Here is a 26,344-nt window from a genome sequence, read left to right on the forward strand (position 1 = left end):
ACCGTCAGTGGGCCCACTTTAGGACTTCTTTTGGGACTTGTTCACTACGATGCGCACCACGGTGGTGGGCTCTTCAAGGATGTTGTCACCGACGGTGACCACCGATGTCTGCACACCGCCAAGCTTGCGGATGACCTTCGCGGCCTTTTCGATCTCTTCCCCGGCACTGCGGCCTTTGATGGCCACCACCTCACCGTGTCCGGCGAGGAGCGGGATGGTCAGGCCTGCGAGGTTCGTCAGGGCTGACACGGCACGGGCCGTGACCACGTCGGCGTCCACCTGCCCCACGGCCAGTTCGGCCCTGGTACGCATGACGGTGACGTTGTCCAGGCCGAGGTCGTCCACCACTTCCTGGAGCCAAATAACCCTTCGTTCGAGGGGTTCGATGAGCGTCAATTCGAGGTCTGGGCGGGCAATGGCGAGGCAAAGGCCAGGCAGGCCTGCGCCGCTTCCGACGTCGGCAACGTGGCTTCCCTGGGGGATCTCACTTTCGATGACCGCGCAATTGAGCACGTGGCGGCTCCACAACCGGGGAACCTCGCGGGGCCCAATCAGCCCGCGTTCGGTCCCGGAGGTGGCCAGGTGCTCAACATAGCGTTTGGCCAGGTCCAGGCGGTCGCCGAAAATCTTCTCAGCAGCCCTAAGCTCTGCTGCCGTGATATCAACCATGGTTATCGTGCTGGCACTCTCTAGTCTGCGGAAACCACAATGTGGCGTCCGGAGCCTTCACCCTCGGACTCACTGACCAATCCGAGGTCAGCCACGGCGTCGTGCACGATCTTGCGCTCGTAGGCACTCATCGGCTCAAGGGCAACCGGCTTACCGGTCTCCTTGACGGATGCTGCAGCATCTTCGGCGATCTTCTGCAGGTGGCCGGTACGTTCCTGGCGGTAGCCATTGATGTCCAGCACAAGCCGTGAACGGTTCTCCGTAGCGGAGAGTACGGCCAGCCGGGTGAGCTCCTGGAGAGCCTCAAGCACCTCGCCGTCTTCCCCTACCAGGCCTTCGAGGCCCTCGGTTTCTTCCTCCGCGACGATGGAGATGTAGGTGCGGCCGTTGCGGACCTCGATGTCGATGTCGCCGTCGATGTCGGCGATGTCCAGCAGTTCCTCCAGGTAGTCTGCGGCGACGTCGCCCTCTTCCTCGAGGCGGCTGGCCGCAGAGGCCTTAGCGGGGGACTCGTCCTGGTCTGCAATCTCTTCGGAAAGGACGTGCTCGGTGCTCTCGGCTGACATTACTTCTTCTTCCTGTTCTTACGCTGGGGCTGGACGCGCTGTCCCTTGGCTTCCACGGCGGCAGCCGCGGCGGCGTCGGCTGCTTCATCCCGCTTGCCGGTGAGGACGGAAAGGGCCGGCAGGCCCTTGGCTGCGCGGCGTTCGGCGAGGGCCTTGGCAGCGGGGGATCCCGGCGTCGGCATGCGGCGGATCACGAAGAACTGCTGTCCCATGGTCCAGAGGTTGGTGGTGGTCCAGTAGATCAGAACGCCGATGGGGAAGTTGATGCCACCCACGCCGAAGACTACCGGCAGGATGTAAAGCATCATTTTCTGCTGCCGCATGAATGGGCTGGCCATGGCTTCTTCAGACATGTTCTTGGCCATGATCTGCTTCTGGGTGATGAACTGGGACGCCGTCATGGCCAGGATCATCACGATCGAGAGCACCACCACGGCTGTGTTCCCGGCACCACCGTGCAGCAGGGCGGCGGACAGCGGCGCACCGAAGATGCTGGAGGCATCGAACTCCACTACCTGTTCGTGGCTCATCGCACCAATGCCGGCTCCCTGGTCTTTCGCCTGGGAAATGCCCGAAAGCACCTGGAACAGTGCGAAGAAGAAAGGCATCTGGATCAGCATGGGAAGGCAGGCGGAGAACGGGTTGGTGCCGTGCTTCTTGTACATGGCCATCTGTTCCTGGGCCATGGCCTGGCGGGACAGCTGGTCCGTCTTGCCCTTGTACTTGTCTTGCAGCTTCTTCAGGTCGGGCTGCAGCAGCTGCATGCCGCGCTGCGCCTTGATCTGCTTGACGAATACGGGGATCAGGGCGGCACGGATCACCAGCACCAGTCCGATGATGGACAGAGTCCAGGTCCAGCCGTTTGCGGCGGGCATGCCGATGGTGCTCAAGCCATCGTGGAATCCAATCATGATGATGGAAACCAGCCACTTGAACGGGGCCATGATTGTTCCAAAGAAGTCCATACTTATCCCTATTCGTCAGGCCGCACTGCGGCCTTCTTCATCAGTCCGAGCAACCAGGTACCGGTCCGGATTGTTCAGCACAACAATTGTGGGGGTTCGGCCCGCAGGCCATTCCCGGCCGCCGGCGGGGACGTGGTCCACTCCGCCGGCATTCCATGGGTGGCAGTGGCCAAGGCGCCTGACTGCGAGCCAGCTTCCCTTCACAGCGCCGTGTACGGTGACCGCTTCAAGGGCATAGGCCGAGCATGAAGGGAAGAATCGGCAGACGGGGCCGTACAAGGGAGAAACCACCTTGCGGTAGGCCATCAGCAAGAGAATGAGGATGTTCCGGGGCAGGTTCCAGAGGAACTTTGCGACGGCAGCGGTCACGTTCCGGATGCGGGCGACGGCGGCAGTGGTGCTAGGCACGCGTTGTCCCCTCCCGTGTTGTACCGGCCGAACCTTTGGCGGCAGGCCGTGGTGGCCGTCCGGCCAGCCGGTTCTGCGTTGTTTCCAGTGCTGCGTTGTAATCCGCCAGCAGTTGATCCCAACTGGCAGACGCGGAGGCGGGCAGTGCCCGCACCACGATGGCGAGTCCAGTTGCGTGTTCACTCAGTGAGGCGGCAGCCGCTTCCCTCAGTCTCCTCTTAACGAGGTTCCTGACCACGGCGTTCCCTACACTCTTGGAAACAATGAACCCGATCCGGCTGGGTTCGTCGGCAGCGATGGCTGCCGCATATAACACTACGTTCCGGCGTCCATTGCGGACACCGGAACGTACGGTTATTGAAAAATCGGTTGCAGTCCTCAGGCGGTTGCGGGCGGCCAGCACCTTAAACTCGCAAAGGGATGTCTACCGACAAGTCAGTTATTTAGGCCGAAAGCTCGGTACGGCCCTTGCCACGACGGGCTGCCAGGATGGCGCGGCCGGCACGGGTACGCATACGAAGGCGGAAGCCGTGCTTCTTGGCTCGACGGCGGTTATTCGGCTGAAAAGTCCGCTTGCTCACGTTAGTTACTCCAGTGGATCAAAGGTGCGCCCACCCGATCAATATGGGGAAGAACTGGCCGACGCTAAGTTTTGTATATGCACGCTTCCCCCGGCTGTCCAAGCGCACTGCGCCTGGAAGTTCAGATGGGGCCAAAAAGCGGACACAAAGGACTTCACAACGTTAGGGCAATTCGAGGCCCCGAGTCAAACCGGGAGGGCCCTGCGGTGCTATCCCCAGCTGTGCCTAAGTATCCCAACAGGCTGTGGATGAAGTGGCTCACAGGGGCCTCCAAGGAACCACAACCGTGTAATTATCCACAGCCGGATAGCCAGCTATCTTCTAGGCTTTTGATCCCCTAGAGTGTCCCAGTAGCCGATTATCCACGGACTGTGCATAACCCTGTGGATTAAGTTGGGCCAGCAGCCTGGTTCCGGACTTGGGCTGCAGGCAATGCAGGCATAGCAAGTTTTGAGGGAACCGATTGATGACAGTAGACGAAGCCAACCACGCCAATACTGTCGGAAGTTCCTGGCGCCGGGTTGTCAGCCTGCTGGAACAGGACCACCGTGTTTCACCGCGCCAGCGGGGTTTCGTCATCCTCGCCCAGGCCCAGGGCCTGATCGGCTCCACCCTCCTGGTGGCCGTCCCCAACGAGCTCACCCGCGAAGTGCTCCAAACCCAGGTCAAGGACGCCCTGGACGATGCTCTGCACAATGTCTTCTCCGAGGACATCCGCTGCGCCATCGACGTCGACACCGATCTGGTGCCCATCCACGAAGAGCCCGAACCCGTCGTCGAGCCTGCGTTCGCGCCGGACCAGCTGATCGAACAAAAGCCGCAGCCCATGCTGCCCAGCACGTCGCATGAATTCGGCCGGCTGAACCCCAAGTACGTCTTCGACACGTTCGTCATTGGTTCCTCCAACCGATTTGCCCACGCAGCCGCCGTCGCCGTTGCCGAGGCACCCGCCAAGGCCTACAACCCGCTGTTCATCTACGGCGACTCCGGCCTCGGCAAAACGCACCTCCTGCACGCCATCGGGCACTACGCCCGCCGGCTCTACAGCGGGATCCGGGTCCGGTACGTCAACTCCGAAGAATTCACCAACGACTTCATCAACTCCATCCGGGACGACGAAGGCGCCAGCTTCAAAACCACGTACCGCAACGTGGACGTCCTGCTGATCGATGACATCCAGTTCCTGGCCGGCAAGGACCGCACGCTGGAGGAGTTCTTCCACACGTTCAATTCGCTGCACAACAACAACAAACAGGTGGTCATCACCTCGGACCAGCCGCCCAAGCTGCTCGCCGGGTTCGAAGACCGGATGAAGTCGCGGTTCGAATGGGGACTGCTGACAGACATCCAGCCGCCGGAGCTCGAAACGCGCATCGCAATTTTGCGGAAAAAGGCGCTCAGCGAGGGACTGTCGGCACCTGATGACGCCCTGGAGTACATCGCGTCGAAGATTTCCAGCAACATCCGCGAACTTGAGGGCGCCCTGATCCGCGTCACCGCCTTCGCCAGCCTCAACCGGCAGCCGGTGGATGTTGCGCTTGCGGAAATGGTCCTCAAGGACCTGATCACTGACGACGGTGCACAGGAAATCACGTCAGCGCAGATCCTCCAGCAGACCGCTGACTACTTCAAGCTCAGCATGGAAGAGCTCTGCAGCAAGTCCCGCACCCGGACCCTTGTCACCGCCCGCCAGATCGCCATGTACCTCTGCCGGGAACTGACGGACATGTCGCTCCCCAAGATCGGCCAGGAACTCGGCGGCCGCGACCACACCACAGTGATCCATGCCGACCGAAAGATCCGTGAGCTGATGGCCGAACGCCGTGTGATTTACAACCAGGTGACGGAACTGACCAACCGGATCAAGCAGCAGCAGCGCGACTCCTGAATCCACACCGGGCCACGCACTCTATACCTTATTAACAGGGGCATGTGGATAAGCCTGTGGATACTTAAGGGGACAAGCGCGCTTAATGGGCTTAAAACCCTTAAGCCGTCTGTGGATCATCAAAAATGGCTCTTTGGGTTGTCCCCATCCACACCCTGTTTAAAACCCAGGTAACGCACAGTCCGTGAACAGGGCTTAACCCCGGAAACGTGGGCCAGGATCGGGTTATCCACAGTTTCCACAGCAGTTATTAACACTACGAATCCCAAAAAATTGAATTCCCTCAAACAACAAGATCCATCGGCACCTCCACCGGGCGGGCCCTCCGGCCCCTGGAAGGGCCGGGCCGGGTGCTTGGGGATGGGTTAATCGCGGATCTTCCGGCTAAGCTGTCAGCAGCGCTCCCATCCCTGGGTTTTGTGTGGTTTCCGTCTGCACGGACCATGCACCGGCCGCGGCGCGCACAACATCTTCCGGAGTTTCACTGCGAAGTTCCCGGGTTTACATGGCAGCAGCAATGAAAGGCGGCACCCTTCCGTGAAGTTCAGAGTCGATCGGGACGTCCTGGCCGAAGCCGTCACCTGGACAGCCCGCTCGTTGTCTCCGCGGCCGCCGGTCCCCGTCCTTTCCGGGCTGCTCCTGAAGGCCGAAGCGGGAACGGTCAGCCTCTCGAGCTTTGACTACGAAACATCCGCACGGCTGGAAATCGCCGCCGATATCAGGGACGAAGGAACCATCCTGGTTTCCGGCCGGCTGCTTGCGGACATCTGCCGCAGCCTCCCCTCGGCCCCGGTGGACGTTGAAACCGACGGCAACAAGGTCACACTCACCTGCCGTCGAAGCAGCTTCCACCTGGCCACCATGCCGGAAGCCGAGTACCCGCCGCTGCCTGCCCTTCCTGCCATCAGCGGCACCGTTCCCGGCGACGCTTTCGCGCAAGCTGTTTCCCAGGTGATCATCGCCGCCAGCAAGGACGACACCTTGCCCATCCTCACGGGCGTGCGGATGGAAATCGAGGATGACCTGATCACCCTCCTTGCCACCGACCGGTACAGGCTGGCCATGCGCGAAGTGCCGTGGAAGCCTGTGACTCCGGGAATCTCCACGAGCGCGCTGGTGAAGGCCAAAACCCTCAACGAAGTGGCCAAAACCCTCGGCAACAGCGGCGACATCAACCTTGCCCTCTCCGACGATGACAGCCGGCTGATCGGATTCGAAAGCGGCGGCCGCACCACCACGTCCCTGCTCGTGGATGGCGATTACCCGAAGATCCGGTCCCTGTTCCCGGAATCCACACCCATCCATGCCACGGTGCAAACCCAAGAGCTGGTGGAAGCCGTCCGCCGCGTCTCACTTGTCGCCGAACGCAACACTCCGGTCCGCCTGGCATTCAGCAGCGGACTGCTCAACCTTGATGCCGGGACCGGCGAGGACGCCCAGGCGTCGGAGGAGCTTGAAGCGCAGCTGTCCGGCGAGGACATCACCGTGGCCTTCAACCCGCACTACCTGATTGAGGGCCTCAGTGTCATCGAGACGAAATTCGTCCGGTTCTCGTTCACCACGGCACCCAAGCCCGCCATGATCACGGCGCAGGCAGATGCCGACGGCGAAGACCAGGATGATTACCGCTACCTGGTGATGCCTGTCCGCCTGCCCAACTAGTCCCCACCGCCGCCTTGCCTCGCAAGCTCGGCCAGGGAACCCGGGCGGCGTGGGTCCACCCATCGGCTCCCAGCCTTCACACACCAGCGCAGAAAAGAGTCTCACCGTGCACATTGGACTGATTGGCCTCGGCAAAATGGGTTTCAACATGCGTGAACGCCTGCGCAAGGGCGGCGTGGAGGTCACCGGCTACGACCGGAATCCCGATGTCACGGATGCCGCAAGCGTCGAAGACCTGATCGCCGCCGTCCCGGCGCCGAGGGTCATCTGGGTCATGGTCCCGGCCGGCCCCGTGACAGACTCCGTCATCACCGAATTGGCCGGCAAACTCGAGCCCGGCGACCTTGTGATCGACGGTGGAAACTCGCGGTTCACGGAAGACCAGAAACATGGTGAGGTGCTTGCCGCCAAGGGCATCCGGTTCGCCGACTGCGGGGTGTCCGGCGGGGTTTGGGGCCTACAGAACGGCTACGGCCTGATGGCAGGCGGTGACGCCGGCGACATTGAACGCGCCATGCCGGTTTTTGATGCCTTGCGGCCGGAGGGCGACAGGGCTGACAGCTTTGTCCACGTTGGCGGAATCGGCGCCGGCCACTACGCCAAGATGGTCCACAACGGGATCGAATACGGCCTGATGCAGGCGTACGCCGAAGGGTACGAACTGCTTGCCGCCAAGGACATCGTCACGGACCTGCCGGGCACGTTCCGCGCTTGGCAAAAGGGAACCGTGGTCCGTTCCTGGCTGCTGGACCTCATGGTCAAAGCCTTGGATGAAGATCCAGGCCTGGAGTCCATCGACGACTACGTGGAGGATTCGGGTGAGGGCCGCTGGACAGTTGAAGAGGCCATCGCCAATGCGGTTCCGGCCCCGGCCATCACGGCCGCCCTGTTTGCCCGTTTTGCTTCCCGGGAGGACACGTCCCCCGCGATGAAGATGGTTTCTGCGCTGCGCCACCAGTTCGGTGGCCATGCAACCCGTCCCGCCAAGTAGCATCCAGCAGGAGCCGCCACCGGTTCCAGAATTGCCGACCACCGCGTGTATCTTGAACATCTTTCCCTGACGGACTTCCGCAGCTACGCCCAGGTTGACCTCAGCCTCGGCCCGGGCGTTACCGTCCTGGTGGGATACAACGGCATCGGCAAAACCAATCTGATGGAGGCCATCGGCTACCTGGCAACGCTCAGCTCCCACCGGGTCAGTTCCGATGGCCCCTTGCTCCGGTTCGGCACAGAGCGCGCCTTGGTCCGGGCCCGTTTGGTCCGCGGAGAGCAGACCACGGTGCTGGAGCTGGAAATCAATGCCGGCCGGGCCAACCGCGGCCGGATCAATCGCAGCAACCCGGTCCGCGCCCGCGACCTGCTGGGCATCTGCCAGACCGTCCTGTTCGCTCCCGAGGACCTGGCATTGGTCAAGGGGGATCCCGCCAACCGCCGGCGCTTCCTGGACGAACTGCTCGCCAGCCTCATTCCGCATCATGCAGCCACCCGCAGCGATTACGACCGCGTCCTGAAGCAACGCAACGCCCTGCTGAAATCAGCGCGGGCCGGACGGTTCACGACTGCCCATGAAGCCACCCTGGATGTTTGGGACCAGCACATGGCCCGTGCCGGGGCACAGCTGCTGCACGCACGGCTGGAACTGGTGGAACGGCTCCGCCCGCACCTCGCCCGCGCTTACGCCGAGCTGACGGATGCTTCCAAGCCCGCCGATGCCCTGTACCGTTCGACCCTCCAGAACCAGATGGACGACGACGGCGTCCCGGCCGCATACGCCCAGCGCACCACGGCCGGGGCTTCGTCCGCCGCGCAGGAGGACCTGCGCTTGCTCAGTGTCGAACAGCTGACGGAGCGCTACATCCAGGCTTTCGCGGAGTCACGGAAGAAAGAACTTGAACGTGGCATCTCGCTCGTCGGCCCGCACCGCGACGAGCTGGAGCTCATCCTCGGACAGGCACCCGCGAAGGGATATGCCTCGCACGGGGAGACCTGGTCCATGTGCCTCTCCCTGCGGTTGGCGTCGTACTACGTCATGCTCGATGACGCCCGCACCGGCGGGTCCGCCCCCATCCTCATCCTGGACGACGTCTTTGCCGAACTCGATGTCCAGCGGCGGCGTAAACTGGCGGCTATAGTCTCCGGCGCGGAACAGGTCCTGGTGACCGCCGCCGTCGACGCCGATATTCCGGAAGAGCTGTCCGGACGGCGGGTGAAGGTCATCCCGGGAGGAATCGATGAGCAGTGACGAGGATGCCGGGCTGCAGCCCGGCCGCGAACCTGACCACATCGATGCCCCGCAAGCAGCACTGAACCGGATGCGGGAGGCGGCTGCCGCCCGCGGCGAAGTCCGCAGGAAGGCGCCCCGGCCCGGTTCGCAAAAAGCCAAGGGCAGTATCCGTGACACCCGGGGCTTCAGCCAGTTTCATGCCACCGGCCGGGACCCGCTCGGCCTGGGCAAAGTGGTTGGGCGGCTGGTTGCAGAACGCGGCTGGACCTCCCCGGTAGCGGTGGGTTCCGTCATGGCGGAGTGGGCCACCTTGGTGGGCCCGGAGATTTCAGCCCACTGCACACCCGAAAGCTTCACCGACACCACCCTGCACGTTCGGTGTGACTCCACGGCCTGGGCCACCCAGCTCAGGCTGCTGAGCACCAGCTTGCTGGAGAAATTCCGCCGGGAACTGGGCGACGGCGTGGTCACCAGGATCCAGGTCCTCGGCCCCACAGCGCCCAGCTGGCGCAAGGGTGGACGCAGTGTCAACGGGCGTGGTCCGCGGGACACCTACGGATAGCCGGGCCGCAGGTCTTGAAACTTCGCCCAAAGGCGTATAGAGGCCGGTAAGGGCCGCGGCGTGTATGGGCACCCGGAGGGCGTACCACCGGGCCGTCCTAGGCGGGGCCAAGAGCCTCGCACAGGCACATTCACCGTCCGCCCACGGCCTTGGAATGCGAGGATCTGGGCGTGTTCGCGGTAGAATTGACCGAGATAACTGGGCGCGGATGAAACGTTGACTTCAGTCCGTTCTCCGCGCGCGTCCCGCACGCAGAGCGCGGATCACCGACCGTCATCGAGTCACCGGCGCCATAAGTTTGTGCCTGTTGGCGGGTCACTTTTCCCTGCGAAAAGAAATCAGCCGGCCATCATCGAGAACAGAGGAGTCGCAGCGCCTGTGGCTAACGACAATACAGATATTCTGGCAGCAGATACAGCGGTCGAGGATGGCCGTACCCCTGACACCCCGGCTGCGTCTGCCAGCCCAAGGGAGTACGGTGCCAGCGACATCACTGTCCTTGAAGGCCTCGAAGCTGTCCGCAAGCGCCCGGGCATGTATATCGGTTCCACGGGTCCCCGAGGACTCCACCACCTGGTCTATGAGGTGGTGGACAACTCCGTGGATGAGGCACTCGCCGGTTACTGCAGCCATATCGAAGTGGTCCTGCAGGCCGACGGCGGCGTCAAAGTTGTCGACGACGGCCGCGGAATCCCGGTGGACATGCACCCCACCGAGCACAAGCCCACCGTCGAGGTGGTAATGACCATCCTGCACGCCGGCGGCAAGTTCGGTGGCGGCGGCTACGCGGTCTCCGGCGGCCTGCACGGTGTGGGCATTTCCGTGGTCAACGCCCTCTCCAGCAGGGTGGACACCGAGGTACGGCGCCAGGGCCACGTCTGGCGGATGTCATTCGCCGACGGAGGCAAGCCGCAGGGCAGCCTGGTCCAGGGTGAAGAGACCGATGCCACCGGCACCACCCAGACCTTCTATCCGGACCCGGCGATCTTTGAAACCACCGAGTTCGACTTCGAGACCCTCCGCGCCCGTTTCCAGCAGATGGCCTTCCTCAACAAGGGCCTGCGCATAACGTTGACGGATGAGCGTGCCGCCGAAGGTGATGAAGCCGACGGCGACCTCGACCTTGACGACCTCAGCACCGACGGTGAGATCAGCGCCGAACACCGAACCGTGGTGTACCAGTACGACGAAGGCCTGCTGGACTACGTCAAGCACCTGAACTCGGGCAAGAAGGTGGAGGTGGTCCACGAGGACGTCATCGCCTTCGAAACCGAGGACACCGAACGCCGGATTGCCCTGGAAATGGCGATGCAGTGGACCAGTGCCTACTCCGAGAGCGTGCACACCTACGCCAACACCATCAACACCCACGAGGGCGGCACCCACGAAGAAGGCTTCCGTGCCGCACTGACGTCCCTGATAAACCGGTACGCCCGGGAAAAGGGCATCATCAAGGAAAAGGACGACAACCTCACGGGCGACGACATCCGCGAGGGCCTCACCGCCGTCATTTCCGTCAAGCTGGCGGAGCCCCAGTTCGAAGGCCAGACCAAGACGAAGCTGGGCAACTCCGAGGTCAAGGGATTCGTCCAGCGCGTGGTCACCGACGGCCTGGGTGACTGGCTGGAGCGCAACCCCGGTCCCGCCCGTGACGTCATCCGCAAGGCCATTTCGGCGGCCCAGGCACGCATGGCCGCGCGGAAGGCCCGCGACAACGCCCGGCGCAAGAGCCCGCTGGAATCGTTCGGCATGCCGGGCAAGCTTTCCGACTGCTCCTCCAAGGACCCGGAAAAGTGCGAGGTCTACATCGTGGAGGGCGACTCCGCCGGCGGTTCCGCCAAGCGCGGCCGCAACCCCGAAACACAGGCCATCCTGCCCCTGCGCGGCAAGATCCTGAACGTGGAACGTGCCCGCCTGGACAAGGCCCTGGGCAACGCGGAGGTCCAGTCCATGATCACCGCGTTCGGCACCGGGATTGGCGAGGACTTCGACCTCGCCAAACTTCGGTACCACAAAATCGTCCTCATGGCCGATGCCGACGTGGACGGCCAGCACATCACCACCTTGCTGATGACCTTGCTGTTCCGCTACATGCGTCCCCTGATCGAGAACGGCTACGTCTACCTGGCGCAACCGCCGCTGTACCGGATCAAATGGTCCAACGCGCCGCACGACTACGTGTACAGCGACCGCGAACGCGACGCCAAACTGGTGGCTGGCCAAGCGGCTGGACGCCGCATCCCGAAGGACAACGGCATCCAGCGCTACAAGGGCCTGGGCGAGATGGACTACACCGAACTCTGGGATACCACCATGGACCCTGACCACCGCACCCTGCTGCAGGTGACCATGGATGACGCCCTCGCCGCCGACCAGATCTTCTCCGTCCTCATGGGCGAAGACGTGGAGTCACGGCGCAACTTCATTCAGCAGAACGCCAAGGACGTCAGGTTCCTGGACATCTAAGGACCCGCTCCAAAGTATTCGGAACCAGACATATACCTGAAACGGAAAATAAAGAATGAGCGACGAAACCCCCGAGATTCCCGCCCCCGAGGCCGGAGAACCGGACACCGTTCTTGAAGGCGACGTGCTGATCGACCGCGTTGAACAGGTGGACCTGCAGACGGAAATGCAGCGTTCCTACCTGGACTACGCCATGGCCGTCATCGTAGGGCGCGCCCTCCCGGACGTCCGCGACGGCCTCAAGCCCGTCCACCGCCGCGTGCTCTACGCGATGTTCGACGGCGGATACCGCCCCGACCGTTCCTTCAACAAGTGCGCCCGCGTGGTGGGCGAAGTCATGGGCCAGTACCACCCGCATGGCGACACTGCCATCTACGATGCCCTGGTCCGGTTGATCCAGGACTGGACCATGCGCTATCCGCTGGCGCTCGGTCAGGGGAACTTCGGTTCACCAGGCAACGACGGTGCCGCCGCACCCCGGTACACCGAGACCAAAATGGCGCCCCTGGCCATGGAAATGGTCCGCGACATCGACGAGGAAACCGTCGATTTCCAGGACAACTACGACGGCAAGAACCAGGAACCCACCATCCTGCCCGCCAGGTTCCCCAACCTGCTGGTGAACGGATCCTCCGGCATTGCGGTCGGCATGGCCACCAACATCCCGCCGCACAACCTGCGGGAAGTGGCGGACGGGGTCCAGTGGTACCTGGCCAACCCCGGCGCCACCCGCGAGGAACTCCTCGAAGAACTGCTGCTGCGGGTCAAGGGCCCGGATTTCCCCACGGGTGCCACCATCCTGGGACACAAGGGCATCGAAGACGCCTACCGGACCGGCCGCGGTTCCGTCACCATGCGTGCAGTGGTCGCGGTGGAGGAACTCCAGGGACGCACCTGCCTGGTGGTCACGGAACTGCCGTACCAGGCCAACCCTGACAACCTGGCCATCAAGATCGCCGAATTGGTCAAGGACGGCAAAATCTCCGGCATCGCGGACCTCCGCGATGAAACCTCCGGCCGCACCGGCCAGCGCCTGGTGATCGTGTTGAAGCGCGACGCCGTACCCAAGGTGGTGCTGAACAACCTCTACAAGCACACCGAGCTGCAGAGCAACTTCTCCGCCAACATGCTGGCCATCGTTGACGGCGTGCCCCGGACACTCAGCCTGGACGCCTTCATCCGGCACTGGGTGACGCACCAAATGGACGTCATTGCACGCCGAACCCGGTACCGCTTGCGCAAGGCCGAGGAGGAAGCCCATATCCTCCGCGCCCTGCTGAAGGCACTGGATATGCTCGACGAAGTCATCGCCCTGATTCGCGCCTCGAACACCACCGAAGCCGCACGCGACGGGTTGATGGAACTTCTTGATATCGACGAGCTGCAGGCCCGCGCCATCCTGGACATGCAGCTGCGCCGCCTCGCCGCCCTGGAACGCCAGAAGATCCAGGACCGGCACACCGAGCTCGAGGCCCTGATCGCCGAATACAACGCGATCCTGGCCTCCGAACAGCGCCAGCGCGAGATCATCAGCGTCGAGCTGGCCGAAATCGTGGACAAGCACGGCGACGACCGCCGCACCAAGATCCTCATGGGCTTCGATGGCGATATGTCCATGGAAGACCTGATCCCCGAAGAGGAAATGGTGGTCACCATCACCCGCGGCGGCTACGTCAAGCGCACGCGCAGTGACAACTACCGCTCACAACAGCGCGGCGGCAAAGGCATCAAGGGTGCCCAGCTTCGCGGCGACGACGTCGTGGAACACTTCTTCGTCACCACAACGCACCACTGGCTGCTCTTCTTCACCAACCTCGGCCGTGTATACCGTGCCAAGGCGTACGAGCTCATGGAAGCGGGCCGGGACGCCAAGGGCCAGCACGTTGCCAACCTGCTCGCATTCCAGCCTGATGAACACATTGCCCAGGTGCTGGACCTGAAGGACTACCAGCAGGCGCCGTACCTGGTGCTCGCCACCAAGCGGGGCCTGGTGAAGAAGACCAGGCTCGAGGACTACGACACCAACCGTTCCGCCGGCGTCATTGCGATCAACCTGCGCGACGGCGACGAACTGGTGTCGGCGCAGCTCGTCTCGGAAACAGACGACCTCTTCCTGGTCTCCCGCATGGGCCAGTCCATCCGCTTCACCGCTACGGACGACGCCCTGCGACCCATGGGCCGGGCAACCTCCGGCGTTACCGGGATGAAGTTCCGCGAGGACGACGAACTGCTGGCCGCCGATGTGGTGACTGACGGCTCGTTCGTCTTCATCGTGACGGAAGGCGGGTACGCCAAGCGCACGGCGGTGGAGGAATACCGCCTCCAGGGCCGTGGCGGTCTCGGCATCAAGGTAGGCAAATACCAGGAAGAACGCGGCCACCTCGTGGGAGCCCTCATCGTCCAGGAAGAGGATGAAGTCCTGGTGGTCATGGAGGGCGGCAAGGTGGTCCGGTCCTCCGTGGCCGGTGTTCCGGCCAAGGGTCGTGACACGATGGGCGTCATCTTCGCCAAGCCGGACAAGAATGACCGGATTATCGAGGTGGCGCGTAACAGCGAACGGGGCCTCGAGGACGATGAATCCGCTGAGGATGACGTAACGTTGGCTGAAGATGGCGGTCCCGCTGGGGATTCCGCCGAGCCAGCAATGGCAGAAGAATCACCGGCCGTTGAGTCAGAGGACGCCTCGGGCGACGCTGAGCCGAACGAAGACAACACGGAGGTAACGAGTGAGTAATTCCGACTCATTTCCCAAGCCGAACAGCACTGTTCCTGACGGGAACCGGCCTTCAGCGGCGCCCCGCGTGAACGCCCCCGTCCGTCCGCAGCAGCGACCGGCAGCGGCCGCAGGTGCCCCGGGCCAGCGTCCCGCGGTTCCGGGCCAGCGCGCGCAGCAGGGCGACCGCCCCGCGCAGCCCGGCCAGCGGCCCTTCCAGGGTCAGCCGGGCCAGCGCCCTGCAGCCTCCGGCCAGCGGCCGGCCCAGGGACAGGGTAATCCCGGCCTGGTGAAGCCCGCGCCGAAAGCAAAGGTACGGCGGGCCCGGCTGCTGATCAGCAAGGTGGACCCCTGGTCCGTACTGAAGATGGCATTCCTGCTCTCGGTGGCACTTGGCATTGTCACCGTGGTGGCAGCAATCGTCTTGTGGACGGTGCTGGACCTGACCGGAATCTTCGACCAGGTGGACAGCCTGCTGGGAACGCTCGCCGGCTCCGAAAGCGGCGGCTTCGAACTGAAGAAGGTGGCATCGCTGGGGCAGGTGGCCTCATTCGCCACCATCATCGCTGTGGTCAACGTTGTCCTGCTGACGGCGCTGTCCATGCTCTCCGCCGTCCTCTACAACATTTCCGCCACGCTGGTGGGTGGAATCGGCGTCACCTTGACGGACGATTAAGAACCCGGTTTCACCGGGGGTAATCCGGTGGAAATGCCCGATTTGAGATCGGGCCGGGATGTGCTGTAAAGTCATATCTCGGCCCGATGAGGCATCGGGGCGTATAGCTCAGGCGGTTAGAGCGCTTCGCTGATAACGAAGAGGTCCCAGGTTCAAGTCCTGGTACGCCCACGGAACCTGTGCAGGTTTCAAACGGAGGTTTGGTCCGGATACATCCGGTACCCGGCCGGAACGGGGAGCATGTGAAGAAGTTGCTGGTACTCGCAGCGGCAATCGCAGGCTTCCTGGTCTTCCGTAAAGCACAGGAATCCGAAGCCCGGAAAACAGTCTGGAGCAAGTCAACCGATACGGTTGACTAGCTTGGGCGCCAGGTAAGGAAGCCGTCAAGGCCTCGCGGTTCCTGGGGTATGATGGACGGGTTGCTTCTTATGGGGGCATGGCGCAATTGGTAGCGCACCTGCTTTGCAAGCAGGGGGTTCGGGGTTCGAGTCCCCGTGCCTCCACCATAGGAAAGTCCCGGTCAGCGGAAACGCCGGCCGGGACTTTTTGTTCTCCTTTCCCTCCGGGGACGGCTCCAGGGGGTATCCATTGAACTTCTTCTTCGCGGCCCTGGGTGTCCTCGGCGTCGCCTCGTCAGGCCCCTTGATCGCCGCAACCCTGGGCGCCACGAGCGTCAGCGCCCTCGCCATTGCCTTTTGGCGCAACGCCATCGGTTCCGTGGTCATGGCTGCCCCCACGCTCATCCGGGAGCCCCGCAAGTTCGGCAGCATCACGGCCCGCGAGTTCCGCTGGTCCCTGCTGGCCGCCGTCGCCCTCGCCCTGCACTTCGCCTGCTTCATCACTTCGCTGCAACTGACCTCCGTTGCGGCCGCCACAGCCCTGGTGTGCCTGCAGTCCGGCTGGATTGCCGTCTTCCAGCTCGTCCGCGGAACCCGGCACCGCTGGCAGGTCCTCGCTGGACTGGGGATTGCCTTCGGCGGTGTTGTCGCCATTACCGGCTTCGACCTGGGAACCTCTTCGCAGGCACTGACCGGAGACCTGCTGGCGATGGCCGGCGGCGCGCTGGCGGGGCTCTACACGCTGGCAGGCGGCAAGGCCCGGCAGAGCATGACCACGGGGACATACACCACGCTCTGCTACGGGATGTGCGCGGTCCTCGTGGCGGTGCTGGCCCTGGCGGCCGGCCAGCCCCTGGCAGGGTTCGAGCCGGCAGGGTGGCTGGGTATCGCGGCCATCACCGTCTGCGCGCAGTTGGTGGGCCATACGGCCTTCAACCACCTGCTGGCCACCATGAGTCCCCTCATCGTCTCCATGATCATCCTGCTGGAAATTCCCGGGGCCGCACTTCTGGCCGCCGTCTTCCTGCACGAGACCCTTCCGGCTGGCACGTACGCCGGGCTGGGCCTCATCCTGGCGGGACTCGCCGTCGTTGTCCTGGGGCAACGGTCCGGAAGGGCAGGGAAGCGGCCACTGCCGCCCGGGGAGGAACCGCCGTCGGGCCGTCCGTTGGCGGAACTGGGAACGGACTGACAGGAAGCCTGCCGCCGCCGGGCCTTACTGTCCGCCGCGGCGGACGGGCTGGGCGGTGTTGACGGTGTGGATGGCCCGCAGGAGCTTTGCCGGGAAATACACCGAAAAGAAGACCACCATGGGGGCCTTCAATGCCATTTTGCGCACGTTGTGGGCTTTGTAGGTCCGATCGAAGCGGGTGACGTAGTAGCGGTAGTCCCGCGGAGAGTCCTCAAGCCGGCGTGCGGACATGCCGGACACCATCTGCGGCCAGTAGCGGACCGGCAGTTCATGGTCGGCAAGGTGCAGGGACAAATCGATGTCCTCGTGCATCTCGTCTTTCTCGTCCCGGCAGGTCTCGGCCCGAATGGTTTCCCAGGCACTGGCACGCAGGGCCATGTTGGAGCCGAACAGGAAGTGGTACTGGTGCTTGGCCAGCTTCAGCATGAGCTGGCGCATTTTGTCGTCCGCTTTGAGCCCAAAACGGCGCATGGGCATGTCGTAATACACCACCGGCCCCGTTGCGGCCTGGACGACGGGATCTGCAAAGGCCTTCTGGACCTGCTCCACCCAGTCGGGTTCGACGATGGAATCCGCGTCGATCCGCCCGAGGACATCCCCCGTGGCGTGGTCGAGCCCGAAGTTCCTGGTGGGGATCAGGCCCTGCTCCCGGTCCTGGCTGAGCAGGATAATGGGGCTTTCCGGGTATTCGAGCTGCATCTGGCTGACGATCGCGGCAGTGCGGTCGCTCGAGAGGTTGTCCACCACGATGATTTCGTGGGCGGGAACCGACTGGTAGATGGCAGCGATGAGGCACTGCCTGATAACGCTTTCCTCGTTGTACGCCGGGATAACGATGGACACGCGGAGCTGTTCGGCTGCGTCGTTCAAGGCATCCCCAGAGGATCGATCGGCTGACATCAGATCAAATCTAGCATCCGGGCCGTGTCCTGCCGCGGCGTGGCCCATGAGCTTCCGCGGACACACAAAAGGGGCCCCGTTCAAAACGGAGCCCCTTGTGCGCGGCGAAGGACTAGGCCTCGGTGGTGCCCTTGACGTCGTTGCCGATGTTCGACGCGATGTTCTTGGTAGCCGTCTTGGCGTCAGTTGCGGCGGTGGGTGCTTCGTCGGCCGCGTCGTCGGCCACGTGCTTGGCCTTGTCAGCGGCGTCTGCAGCCTTGTCCTTGACCGCTTCGGCGGCGTCCGCTGCCTTGTCCGCGACGGCGGAGGCTGCGGAACCTGCGGCGTCTGCAGCCTTACCTGCGGCGTCAGCCACGTGTTCCTTGACCTCGCTGACGGTGGTGGCCGGCACCGGGGCAGGCGTGGGGGTAACCGGCGACGGAGTCTTCCAGGGGTCCTCCACGGGCTTGGAAGCCTTCCACGCGGCAACGCCCGCGGCCACTGCGGCGGCAATCACGCCAAAGACCAGCCAGCCGCGCTTCTTCTTGGGCTCGGGCTGGGACAGCTGGATACCGACGGTGCGGCCAGCCTCGGTTGCGGCGGCCTTGAGCTGCGTACCGGTGGCCTGTGCCTGTTCCTGGATGGCGTGCACAATTCCCGCGTCGCCAAGCTTCTGGGCGACGGCGTCGACGCGGGCAGGTGCGCCTTCAAGGGTGCGGTGAACGGCCTCCGAGGCCACGCCGATCTGGTCGGAGAGCTTGGGCAGGTAGTCCACCACCACGCGGTCACGGGCGTTCAGGACCACCGGCGTTGCCTTGTCCAGGGCGTCGTGAAGCTTGGGTGATGCGTTTTCCACGACGTCGTTGATCTTCGGCGCCAACTGGGCCAGTCCGTCCTGGATCCTGGGCGTCACGGTGGCAACACCGTCAGCCAAGTTGTGAGCTGCGGTCTTCAGGCCTTCCTGGATTTTGGGAGATGCGGTATCCAGGCTGTGCTGGAGCCGCGGGACAGCCCAATCCACCGCTGCTTCCACCCGGGGGGCCGCCCAGTCCTTGGCATTTTCCACCGCACTGGTGACCGACTGCTCAAGGTCACGGGCAATACGATCCGATTTCTTCACAACTACCTCCCGATTAATGTGACGGTTCTGTCGCTAGCCTACGTGCCCGGACCACCCCGGGCTATTCACTCTGCGGATTTTAGGCCGATTTCACCCAGCGCGGAACTGCTGCCGCAGCCGTTGCCGCCCATAGGGGACATGGAAGAATGAGGCTTATGACTGCCATCGCAACTGCAAAAGCAACCATCCACACCAGCCTCGGCGACATCGTGGTTAACCTCTTCGGGAACCACGCGCCCAAGACGGTCAAGAACTTCGTTGGCCTTGCCACCGGCGAGCAGGCCTGGACCCACCCGGAAACCGGTGAGGACAAGACCGGCACTCCGCTGTACAACGGAACCATCTTCCACCGCATCATCAAGGACTTCATGGTCCAGGCCGGCGATCCCCTGGGCCGCGGAACCGGTGGCCCCGGCTACCGCTTCGATGACGAAATCCACCCGGAACTGAGCTTCAACCAGCCCTACAAGCTCGCCATGGCCAACGCCGGCATCCAGATGGGCAAAGGCACCAACGGTTCACAGTTCTTCATCACCACCATTCCCACGGACTGGCTGCAGGGCAAGCACACCATCTTCGGTGAGGTGGCGGACGAGGAGTCCAAGAAGGTCGTCGACGCTATCGAGGGTGTCCGCACCGGCATGGGTGACCGCCCCGTGGAGGATGTCACCATCAACAGCATCGACATCGAACAGCTTTAACACCACAGCATGAGTTACGGAATTCCGTCGGCTGAGCCGTCCGCGCAGGTTCCGGTCTGCCCCCGGCATCCGGACCGGCCCTCCTATGTGCGCTGCCAGCGTTGCGGACGCCCGGCGTGCCCGGACTGCCAGCGGGCGGCCGCCGTCGGATTCCAGTGCGTTGACTGCGTCAACGAAACCCGGCGGACGACGCCCGAAGTCCGGACGGTCTACGGCGGGGCCGTGGCCACCGGCAGGCCGATGGTGACGTTTGCCATCATTGCGGTCTGCGCGCTTCTCCAGGTCCTGCAGTTCGTCATTCCCAATGAAGGCGTCTACCGGGCCTTGGCCTTTGCCAACATCTACGCAGAACCGAAGTACAACGAGTTCGAACCATGGCGGATGCTCACTTCGGCATTCCTGCACTCGCCGGACAACCTCCTCCACATTCTGCTTAACATGTACACGCTGTGGATCTTCGGCCAGGCCCTGGAACCAATCCTGGGCCGCCTGCGGTTCCTAGCGCTGTTCGTTATTTCGGCCTTGGGCGGTTCCGTGGGGTACCTGCTGCTGACACCGCTTTATGTTCCCGGCCAGCAACTCTTCGGGGTGGTTGGGGCGTCCGGAGCGATCTTCGGCCTCTTCGGCGCCATGCTGCTGGTCCAGCGCCAGCGCGGAGGCGATACCCGCCAGCTGTGGGTCTTGATTGCCATCAACGGTGTCATCGGCTTCCTGGTCCCCCAAATCGCCTGGCAGGCCCACTTGGGCGGACTGGTCACCGGCGGGCTTTGTGCAGCCGTCCTCGCCTATACCCCGCGGGGACGCCGGCAGGGCCTCATCCAGGCCGCAGGGCTCGCCGCGGTGGTGGCCCTGCTTGTTGCCCTGACATGGTTGCGGGTCTCCCTGTAACTCCCCGCGGTCCAGAAGCACCCCTGAATGCCCGGCACCACAGGTGCCGGGCATTCGTCTTTTCCACAGGCCTTATCCACAGTGTTGGTAACTTACAGGGGTGTAGTTCAGGCGCCGTTTCCCGGACAGTGGCTAGCGATTTACTTCTCGGCCCCGGATATCCTCGATTTCTCCACACCTGTGGATAACCTGTGGGGATAGGGGTGTGCGTAAGTGGATAAGCGGACGATCCAGGACCAACACGTGGACAACTGCCCGCAAAGCACCCCCCGAGCGCGCCAATAGAAGGCAATACCCGGACTTATCGACAGCGTTATGCACACTGTTAATAAGTAACAACCCTGTAGTTTCCCGCGCTGGATCCGTGGTGCGAGTAGGTCAGACCGCCCAACCGCCTGTGATTTCCACGGGGTTACCCACAGTTGTGGATAACTTGTGGGTATCGGGATGTTGTTAAGTGCATAACCGCGTCGTCGGCCCCTCAGGCACCTCTGCCTATGATGGTGCCTTGCCCAGCCGTACTACCTTGAAGGACTCCCGTGAGCGCCACCGAGCACCTGTACCTCGACAAGCAGCACCCGGCTTTGTGGAGGGCGATCAGCGGCCTCGGACTGAAGGTGCAGGAAGCAGCGGAAGCCGCCGGCTTGGGCGCTGGCCTGCTGGAGCTCCTCAATGTACGGATCTCGCAGATCAACGGCTGCGCCTACTGCCTGGACCTGCACGTGCGGAAGGCCGCTGAGGCAGGTGAAAGTCCACAGCGGCTCGCGGTGCTGCCGGCATGGCGGGAAACGGCCCTGTTCACGGACAAGGAAAGGGCTGCGCTGGCGTTGGTGGAAAGCATTACGGAACTCCCCGACCAGGAATCGCGCGAGAGTGAAGAAGCCTATGCAAGGCAGTGCCTCACGGCGGAGGAATTCTCCGCGGTGAGCTGGGTGGCTGTCACCATGAATGCCTTCAATAGGGTTTCCATCACCAGCCACCACCCCGTGAGGCGCAGCCGTCCGTAATGACGGGTCCGGCCGCAACGCTGGTTATCCACAGGTATTCCACACTGTTAATAACCACATCTTGCGGGCAAATTTCGGCCGGTCGGGCAGCAACGCGCCACAGGAGACCTCGGAGGCACGATGCCACAAAGGTTATCCACACTGTGGATAACCTTGCCAACAGCTGCGGACAGCCGACGCAGCGCGGCGCTACTCGGCCCAGACCCCGGAGGAACCCCGACGGTGACTCGCCAGGAGGTGCGTGTCCACTATTCCCACGGCTTCCATCAGGGCGAACATGGTGGTGGGGCCAACGAACGAGAAGCCCCGTTTCCGCAACGCCTTGGACAATGCGACCGACTCCGCCGATTGGGTGGGAATATCCGACGCTACTCGGGGACGCGGGGTGCTCGCCGGGCGGAAACTCCAGACAAAGTCCACCAGCCCGCCGTCGTTTCGAAGCTCCACGGTGGCCCGGGCGTTCTTGACCGCGGCGTGGATCTTCAGGCGGTTCCTGACGATGCCCGGGTCCCGCATCAGCCGTTCCACGTCCGCATCGCCGAACAAGGCCACGGCGTCGGGATCGAAACCGGCAAAGGCGGCACGGAAGCCGGGACGCTTGCGCAGGATGGTGGCCCACGAGAGCCCGGCCTGGAATCCCTCCAGGCAGATACGTTCGTAGAGGCCCTGCTCGTCAGTGACGGGCAGCCCCCACTCCTGGTCGTAGTACGCGCGCATCAACGGATCCGTGGATGCCCACGCGGGCCGGGCCAGGCCGTCGTCGCCAATGATCACGCCGGCGGAATCGGGAGACAGGGGGATCCTCCTCGAAAGTAGCGTTGCGAACGCGTCAGGAACGCCAGCGGGTGGTCATTAGGAACCCCACGATGGCAATGCCGAAGCCTGCCACGATGTTCCACGACTGCCACGCCTGGACCGGAAAACGTCCCTCACTGATGTAGAACGTGATGATCCAGAAGAGTCCGATGATCATCAGGCCGAACATCACCGGCTTGAACCAGACGGGGTTGGGCTTGTATGAATCGGTGGAAGCCGGCTGGGCGGTGCTGGCAGTCTTCTTGCGAGGTTTCGACTCGGGCACTGGCTCTCCTTGGCAGGCTGGGCAAGCTCGGCGGCCCGGGCTTGATATCCTGCAAGAAGGAAATTGCCAGCGGTCTGCGCGATCTTGGTCAAATCTGGATTCTTACTAGCAGCCAATTCTAGCCGCAGTTGATGGGCACCCGGTGCCCTGGGTGGACGCCCGGAGGAGAACGCGTGGTATTGCAGGAGAAGGCCGGGCCCGTGGCCCCGCCCGCCCGCCGTGGCTCCCTGCTACGTGGAACCATCCAGGTCATCGGTGAACTGTTGATCACCGCCGGCATCATCCTCCTGCTCTTCGTGGCGTGGCAGCTGTGGTGGACCAACGTTGAATCAGACGCCAAGCAGAGCCAGGTCATCAAGGAATTTGCCCAGGACCTCAGCACCGCTGCGCCGTCCCCGGCAGCAACGGCACCCGCCGCGCCACCGGCAGGCGGGCAGGATTTCGGCACGCCAGTAGTGGGTACCGCCCCGGGCCACGCCGGCACGATCGGCATCATGTACATCCCCCGGTTCGGAGCCACCTACACCCGTCCGATTGTCCAGGGGACCAGCCAGGATGTGCTGGACACCTTGGGGCTGGGACACTACAGCAACACGGCCATGCCCGGTGCGGTGGGCAACTTCGCGGTCGCCGGCCACCGCCAGACGCACGGCGCGGTGCTGGACAACATCCATACCCTGGTGCCGGGGGACAAGATCTACGTCCAGACCAGGGACGGCTTCTATGTCTACGTTTTTCGCAACAACCAGATCGTGCTGCCGTCGCGCACCGACGTCCTGGAACCGGTACCCACCCAACCCGGTGTGGCACCCACGGAAAGTTACCTCACCATGACCAGCTGCAACCCCCGCTTCGGCGCCGAAGAACGCATCATTGCCTATGCCCTGCTGGACAGCTGGCGTCCGGCGTCCGCCGGCCCGCCGGCCGAGATCGCGGCACAGGTTGCAGCCGCCACAGGGAAAGGCTGAGCATGTACGCCTGGATATTCCGCCACCTCCCTGGTCCGCTCTGGCTGAGGATTGTTTTCTCATTGGTACTGGTCGCCCTTGCCCTGGTATTGATGGTCCAGTTCCTGTTCCCCTGGATGTCCCACTTCACCCAATTCACCGACTCGACGATTGGTTCAGCAGACCAGCCATGACCACAACCAAGATCCTCGTAGTGGATAACTACGACAGCTTTGTCTACACCCTGGTGGGTTACCTCCAGGAGCTCGGCGCCGAAACCACGGTGGTCCGCAACGACGACGTCACCCTGGCCGAGGCGATCGAACTCGCCGGCGCCCGGGACGGCGTTTTGATTTCACCCGGCCCCGGCAACCCCGCCGAGGCAGGCATCTGCATCGAGCTGATCAAGTGGTGCGGCGAACACGGCGTGCCGATGTTCGGTGTGTGCCTGGGCCACCAGGCACTGGCGGAGGCGTTCGGCGGCACGGTCACCCATGCCCCGGAGTTGATGCATGGCAAGACCTCGCAGGTGGAGCACAGCGGCACCAGCGTGTTCGCCGGCCTCCCCTCCCCCATCACGGCCACCCGCTATCACTCGCTGGCGGCGGTCCGGGAATCCATTCCCGACGTCCTGGAGGTCACGGCACAAACCGCGTCCGGGGTGGTGATGGGACTGCAGCACAAGACCGCACCGCTTTGCGGCGTCCAGTTCCATCCGGAATCGGTCCTCACCGAGGGCGGATACCAGATGCTTGGCAACTGGCTTGAGTCCCTGGGCATGAAGGGCGCCGCCGCGCGTGCGGCCAAGCTAAGCCCACTTATCCAGCACTAACCGGACCGCCGGGCGGCGCTTCAGCCCTTCTTGGTGGGCTTCGGCGTGGGCGTGGGCGTGGGCGTGTCGGTGGGGGTCGGCGTCGGGGACGGCGCCGGGGCGGGGGCCTTGGCAACCACCACCGTGATGGTCTTTCCTTGTTCGACGGCGGCGTTGACGGGGTCGCTTTGATCCGTCACCTTGCCCGGTTCCACCTGGGAGTTCTCCACCTCCACCACCAGGGGGACCAAACCGATCCCCTTCAGCGCGGCCTCGGCTTCCTCGCGTGAGAGGCCCCGCAGTTCTGGAACCACCACCTTGCCCGTGGACACCACCAGCTCGACGCTGGTGCCCACGCCGACGCTCTGCCCGGGAGCCGGGTTCGACGTAATGACGATTCCCGCCGGCACCGTGGCGCTGTTGGCCGTGGTGGTCGATGGAGCGCCCACCAGGCCCACCTGGCGAAGGATGTCGCGTGCGGCAGCCTCGGTCTTGCCCGGAAGGCTGTCAGGAATCTTCACCGCGCTGGGCCCATCCGAGACGTTCAGGACCACTTCGGCACCTGGATCCATCGACGCCCCGGCCGAAGGGTCGGTACCGATGGCCGTTCCCTTGGCAACGGTATCGTTCTGAAGCCTGGTGATCTTGGGACGCAGGTTCGCATTGTAGAGCGTCTGCAGCGCGGCGCTCTCCGTCATGGCCGCCACCGAAGGTATCTGAACCTTGGCCACGGGCGCCGGCCGGTTGACTGTTTCGTAAAGCCAGAGGCCGGCCCCTGCCAGGACCAGCAGGGTGAAGATCACCAGGGTGGCAATCCACGCACGACGACGGGACTTCTGCGGCCTGCTGGGCTCGCGTTCCGGAGGGAGGCCGAGCGGGAGCGGCTCAGCCGTTGTGTGCGCGTCCGCCACTTCCAGCGGACCGGCCGGGTCGTCGTCGTGGTACAGGCCGGCGGCAGCCAGCCGCCCGGTGGGAGCATCATCAAGGAAGCTTGCGCCCGTTGCCGCGAAAGCCTCAGTGCGCGGCTGGGCATCCGGTACATGGTCGTTGGGATCCGTGGGCGCCTCCGACGCCGCCACGGCCGGAACGGCCACGCCGGCCTTCGCAGCCCGCAGGGCACGCCGGAAAGCTGCGGCATCCTGGAACCTGTCGTCGCGGTTCTTCTGCAGGGCCTTGGCGATGACCGTATCCAAGGCGGGAGAAACGTCGGGGTTCAGGCTGCTGGGTGGATCGGCGATTTCCCGAACGTGCTGGTACGCCACGGATACCGGACTGTCCCCAACGAACGGCGGCCGGGAGGTCAGCATTTCGTAGAGCAGGCACGCTGCGGAGTAGAGGTCGCTGCGGGCGTCGACAGTTTCGCCCCTGGCCTGCTCCGGAGACAGGTACTGCGCCGTGCCCACCACCGCCTGGGTCTGGGTCATGGTGGCGGAGGAATCAGCGATGGCCCGTGCAATGCCGAAGTCCATCACTTTCACCGAATTGGTTCCGGGGCAGTACATCACGTTGGCCGGTTTGATGTCCCGGTGAACGATCCCGGCCTTGTGGCTGTATTCCAGGGCCGCCAGCACCCCAAGGCAGTAATCGATGGCGTGATCTATGGTCACTTCCTTGGCGCGGATCATGTCGCGCAGCGTCTTGCCCTCAACGAATTCCATCACGATGTAGGGCACCCGCACATCCTCGGCGGAGCCATCGTGGACCAGGTGCTCGCCGGTATCGAAGATGGCCACGATGGAGGGATGGTTCAAGGCAGCCACCGCCTGGGCCTCGCGCTTGAACCGTGCCTGGAACTGGGGGTCCCTGGCCATGTCCGGGCGCAGCAGTTTAATGGCCACGGTCCTGCCGAGGCGGGTATCGGTTCCCCGGTAGACATCAGCCATGCCACCGCGGCCAATGAGGCTGCCGAGCTCGTACCGGCCGCTCAGGACACGCCGGTTATCCACTGGGACGTTGTCCTCCCGGTGCAGCGGTGTGCGTGATGACTCATTCACTGGTGG

The 26,344-nt window shown here is 63.6% G+C and carries 26 protein-coding genes and 2 tRNA genes; 17 read left to right on the plus strand and 11 right to left on the minus strand.

Annotated elements, in window-relative coordinates; genetic code table 11:
• Positions 1-18: 18 nt before the first annotated feature.
• Genes rsmG through rpmH form a run of 6 tightly spaced genes read right to left on the minus strand, consistent with a single transcriptional unit; the run spans position 19 to position 3,189 of the window.
• Positions 19-669, minus strand: coding sequence for a 16S rRNA (guanine(527)-N(7))-methyltransferase RsmG (gene rsmG / locus AC4EEV_RS11215; protein ID WP_018762818.1), 651 nt, complete (start codon positions 667-669; stop codon positions 19-21).
• Between the two features lie 20 nt (positions 670-689).
• Complete coding sequence (locus AC4EEV_RS11220) at positions 690-1,235, minus strand: Jag family protein (RefSeq protein ID WP_109044848.1); 546 nt, start codon at positions 1,233-1,235, stop codon at positions 690-692.
• Positions 1,235-2,200, minus strand: a complete 966-nt coding sequence (gene yidC, locus AC4EEV_RS11225; protein WP_491328966.1) for a membrane protein insertase YidC — start codon at positions 2,198-2,200, stop codon at positions 1,235-1,237. The genes AC4EEV_RS11220 and yidC overlap by 1 nt, the downstream gene beginning before the upstream one ends.
• Positions 2,201-2,215: 15 nt before the next feature.
• A complete protein-coding gene (yidD, locus tag AC4EEV_RS11230) occupies positions 2,216-2,608 on the minus strand; it encodes a membrane protein insertion efficiency factor YidD (RefSeq protein WP_018762815.1) in 393 nt (130 codons plus the stop codon).
• Positions 2,601-3,011: a ribonuclease P protein component gene (gene rnpA, locus AC4EEV_RS11235; RefSeq protein ID WP_081624186.1), complete on the minus strand. Its 411-nt coding sequence runs from the start codon at positions 3,009-3,011 to the stop codon at positions 2,601-2,603. Before rnpA ends, yidD begins: the two co-directional genes overlap by 8 nt.
• 40 nt (positions 3,012-3,051) lie before the next feature.
• Positions 3,052-3,189 (minus strand): 50S ribosomal protein L34, encoded by a 138-nt coding sequence (gene rpmH / locus AC4EEV_RS11240; RefSeq protein ID WP_003800212.1) that lies wholly within the window; start codon positions 3,187-3,189, stop codon positions 3,052-3,054.
• Between the two features lie 466 nt (positions 3,190-3,655).
• On the opposite strand from rpmH, the gene dnaA reads away from it, so the two are divergent.
• The 12 genes from dnaA (at position 3,656) to AC4EEV_RS11300 (ending at position 16,910) form a co-directional block, all read left to right on the plus strand.
• Entirely contained in the window at positions 3,656-5,077 is a 1,422-nt protein-coding gene (gene dnaA, locus AC4EEV_RS11245; RefSeq protein WP_018762814.1) for a chromosomal replication initiator protein DnaA, read from the plus strand.
• A gap of 537 nt (positions 5,078-5,614) precedes the next feature.
• Positions 5,615-6,739, plus strand: coding sequence for a DNA polymerase III subunit beta (gene dnaN, locus AC4EEV_RS11250; protein WP_018762813.1), 1,125 nt, complete (start codon positions 5,615-5,617; stop codon positions 6,737-6,739).
• Positions 6,740-6,845: 106 nt separating this feature from the next.
• The gene (gnd, locus tag AC4EEV_RS11255; RefSeq protein ID WP_109044849.1) at positions 6,846-7,730 is read left to right on the plus strand and encodes a phosphogluconate dehydrogenase (NAD(+)-dependent, decarboxylating); all 885 of its coding nucleotides are present in this window, start codon (positions 6,846-6,848) and stop codon (positions 7,728-7,730) included.
• Positions 7,731-7,775: 45 nt separating this feature from the next.
• On the plus strand, positions 7,776-8,981 hold the full coding sequence (gene recF / locus AC4EEV_RS11260) for a DNA replication/repair protein RecF (protein WP_285318930.1): 1,206 nt from the start codon (positions 7,776-7,778) through the stop codon (positions 8,979-8,981).
• Entirely contained in the window at positions 8,971-9,525 is a 555-nt protein-coding gene (locus AC4EEV_RS11265; protein ID WP_018762810.1) for a DciA family protein, read from the plus strand. The genes recF and AC4EEV_RS11265 overlap by 11 nt, the downstream gene beginning before the upstream one ends.
• A 378-nt stretch (positions 9,526-9,903) precedes the next feature.
• A complete protein-coding gene (gene gyrB / locus AC4EEV_RS11270; RefSeq protein ID WP_133832424.1) occupies positions 9,904-11,991 on the plus strand; it encodes a DNA topoisomerase (ATP-hydrolyzing) subunit B in 2,088 nt (695 codons plus the stop codon).
• 55 nt (positions 11,992-12,046) lie between these two features.
• A complete protein-coding gene (gyrA, locus tag AC4EEV_RS11275; protein ID WP_109044851.1) occupies positions 12,047-14,725 on the plus strand; it encodes a DNA gyrase subunit A in 2,679 nt (892 codons plus the stop codon).
• On the plus strand, positions 14,718-15,380 hold the full coding sequence (locus tag AC4EEV_RS11280) for a DUF3566 domain-containing protein (protein WP_491328967.1): 663 nt from the start codon (positions 14,718-14,720) through the stop codon (positions 15,378-15,380). The genes gyrA and AC4EEV_RS11280 overlap by 8 nt, the downstream gene beginning before the upstream one ends.
• Before the next feature lie 97 nt (positions 15,381-15,477).
• Positions 15,478-15,551, plus strand: a tRNA-Ile gene (locus AC4EEV_RS11285).
• Positions 15,552-15,622: 71 nt separating this feature from the next.
• Positions 15,623-15,739 carry a DLW-39 family protein gene (locus AC4EEV_RS11290; RefSeq protein WP_240617712.1) on the plus strand — a complete coding sequence of 39 codons (117 nt, stop codon included), beginning with the start codon at positions 15,623-15,625 and terminating at the stop codon, positions 15,737-15,739.
• Between the two features lie 71 nt (positions 15,740-15,810).
• Positions 15,811-15,886 (plus strand) — tRNA-Ala (locus AC4EEV_RS11295).
• A gap of 82 nt (positions 15,887-15,968) precedes the next feature.
• Complete coding sequence (locus AC4EEV_RS11300; RefSeq protein WP_133832425.1) at positions 15,969-16,910, plus strand: DMT family transporter; 942 nt, start codon at positions 15,969-15,971, stop codon at positions 16,908-16,910.
• Positions 16,911-16,934: 24 nt separating this feature from the next.
• Here the strand turns inward: AC4EEV_RS11300 and AC4EEV_RS11305 are convergent, their stop codons facing one another.
• Together AC4EEV_RS11305 and AC4EEV_RS11310 are read right to left on the minus strand one after the other, a co-directional pair.
• Positions 16,935-17,810 carry a glycosyltransferase family 2 protein gene (locus AC4EEV_RS11305; protein WP_109044853.1) on the minus strand — a complete coding sequence of 292 codons (876 nt, stop codon included), beginning with the start codon at positions 17,808-17,810 and terminating at the stop codon, positions 16,935-16,937.
• Positions 17,811-17,922: 112 nt separating this feature from the next.
• Positions 17,923-18,909, minus strand: a complete 987-nt coding sequence (locus AC4EEV_RS11310; RefSeq protein WP_018762803.1) for a hypothetical protein — start codon at positions 18,907-18,909, stop codon at positions 17,923-17,925.
• A gap of 155 nt (positions 18,910-19,064) precedes the next feature.
• On the opposite strand from AC4EEV_RS11310, the gene AC4EEV_RS11315 reads away from it, so the two are divergent.
• The 3 genes from AC4EEV_RS11315 (at position 19,065) to AC4EEV_RS11325 (ending at position 21,505) form a co-directional block, all read left to right on the plus strand.
• Complete coding sequence (locus tag AC4EEV_RS11315) at positions 19,065-19,610, plus strand: peptidylprolyl isomerase (protein WP_018762802.1); 546 nt, start codon at positions 19,065-19,067, stop codon at positions 19,608-19,610.
• Between the two features lie 9 nt (positions 19,611-19,619).
• Positions 19,620-20,498 carry a rhomboid family intramembrane serine protease gene (locus AC4EEV_RS11320; protein ID WP_109044855.1) on the plus strand — a complete coding sequence of 293 codons (879 nt, stop codon included), beginning with the start codon at positions 19,620-19,622 and terminating at the stop codon, positions 20,496-20,498.
• Positions 20,499-21,037: 539 nt separating this feature from the next.
• Positions 21,038-21,505 carry a carboxymuconolactone decarboxylase family protein gene (locus AC4EEV_RS11325; protein ID WP_018762800.1) on the plus strand — a complete coding sequence of 156 codons (468 nt, stop codon included), beginning with the start codon at positions 21,038-21,040 and terminating at the stop codon, positions 21,503-21,505.
• Positions 21,506-21,694: 189 nt separating this feature from the next.
• On the opposite strand, the gene AC4EEV_RS11330 is transcribed toward AC4EEV_RS11325, so the two are convergent.
• Positions 21,695-22,300: a DNA-3-methyladenine glycosylase I gene (locus AC4EEV_RS11330; protein ID WP_491330874.1), complete on the minus strand. Its 606-nt coding sequence runs from the start codon at positions 22,298-22,300 to the stop codon at positions 21,695-21,697.
• Positions 22,301-22,334: 34 nt separating this feature from the next.
• Positions 22,335-22,586 (minus strand): cell division protein CrgA, encoded by a 252-nt coding sequence (locus AC4EEV_RS11335; protein ID WP_018762798.1) that lies wholly within the window; start codon positions 22,584-22,586, stop codon positions 22,335-22,337.
• Positions 22,587-22,759: 173 nt separating this feature from the next.
• Between AC4EEV_RS11335 and AC4EEV_RS11340 the strand changes: the two genes are divergently transcribed.
• Entirely contained in the window at positions 22,760-23,554 is a 795-nt protein-coding gene (locus AC4EEV_RS11340; RefSeq protein WP_018762797.1) for a class E sortase, read from the plus strand.
• Positions 23,555-23,723: 169 nt separating this feature from the next.
• The gene (locus AC4EEV_RS11345) at positions 23,724-24,365 is read left to right on the plus strand and encodes an aminodeoxychorismate/anthranilate synthase component II (RefSeq protein ID WP_491328968.1); all 642 of its coding nucleotides are present in this window, start codon (positions 23,724-23,726) and stop codon (positions 24,363-24,365) included.
• 20 nt (positions 24,366-24,385) lie between these two features.
• Here the strand turns inward: AC4EEV_RS11345 and pknB are convergent, their stop codons facing one another.
• Complete coding sequence (pknB, locus tag AC4EEV_RS11350; protein WP_491328969.1) at positions 24,386-26,338, minus strand: Stk1 family PASTA domain-containing Ser/Thr kinase; 1,953 nt, start codon at positions 26,336-26,338, stop codon at positions 24,386-24,388.
• Positions 26,339-26,344: the final 6 nt, after the last annotated feature.

This window comes from Pseudarthrobacter sp. MOO14 (genome assembly GCF_058267675.1).

Coding starts and splice junctions, on each gene's coding strand:
- yidC (WP_491328966.1), bottom strand. CDS start 2,200: ATGGACTTCTTTGGAACAATCATGGCCCCGTTCAAGTGGCTGGTTTCC.
- AC4EEV_RS11320 (WP_109044855.1), top strand. CDS start 19,620: ATGAGTTACGGAATTCCGTCGGCTGAGCCGTCCGCGCAGGTTCCGGTC.
- AC4EEV_RS11345 (WP_491328968.1), top strand. CDS start 23,724: ATGACCACAACCAAGATCCTCGTAGTGGATAACTACGACAGCTTTGTC.
- rsmG (WP_018762818.1), bottom strand. CDS start 669: ATGGTTGATATCACGGCAGCAGAGCTTAGGGCTGCTGAGAAGATTTTC.
- gyrA (WP_109044851.1), top strand. CDS start 12,047: ATGAGCGACGAAACCCCCGAGATTCCCGCCCCCGAGGCCGGAGAACCG.
- AC4EEV_RS11315 (WP_018762802.1), top strand. CDS start 19,065: ATGACTGCCATCGCAACTGCAAAAGCAACCATCCACACCAGCCTCGGC.
- dnaA (WP_018762814.1), top strand. CDS start 3,656: ATGACAGTAGACGAAGCCAACCACGCCAATACTGTCGGAAGTTCCTGG.
- AC4EEV_RS11265 (WP_018762810.1), top strand. CDS start 8,971: ATGAGCAGTGACGAGGATGCCGGGCTGCAGCCCGGCCGCGAACCTGAC.
- AC4EEV_RS11305 (WP_109044853.1), bottom strand. CDS start 17,810: ATGTCAGCCGATCGATCCTCTGGGGATGCCTTGAACGACGCAGCCGAA.
- AC4EEV_RS11220 (WP_109044848.1), bottom strand. CDS start 1,235: ATGTCAGCCGAGAGCACCGAGCACGTCCTTTCCGAAGAGATTGCAGAC.